We start from the raw sequence: 276 nt of genomic DNA, 5'->3' as shown, positions 1-276 counted from the left end.
TCGTGGGCTCGGAGATGTGTATAAGAGACAGCGGTACATTCAATGCACAAGTGGCATTAGGACCGGATGCAATCGATGGCACAGTGGTGAATGTTAACGGTACTAACTACACCGTGACAGCAGCTGACCTTGCAAACGGCTATATCACAGCAACTCTGGATGCAACAGCAGCCGATCCTGTGACTGGTCAGATTGTGATTCATGCTGAGGCTGTAGATGCGCAAGGTAACGTAGATGTTGCAGATGCAGACGTGACAGTAACGGTTGATACAGTCC

The 276-nt window shown here is 49.6% G+C and carries 1 protein-coding gene; it reads left to right on the top strand.

The genetic code is table 11. From position 1 onward, the window contains the following. Positions 1-276, top strand: a 276-nt coding sequence (locus ACNQ0W_RS25680) for a hypothetical protein (RefSeq protein WP_417933342.1), incomplete at both ends; no start/stop codon positions are given.

The sequence above is a fragment of the Enterobacter cloacae complex sp. 6730903 genome (assembly GCF_048283985.1).
Taxonomy (GTDB): Bacteria; Pseudomonadota; Gammaproteobacteria; order Enterobacterales; family Enterobacteriaceae; genus Enterobacter; species Enterobacter hormaechei_C.
This window is presented reverse-complemented; position numbering and strand designations above follow the sequence as displayed.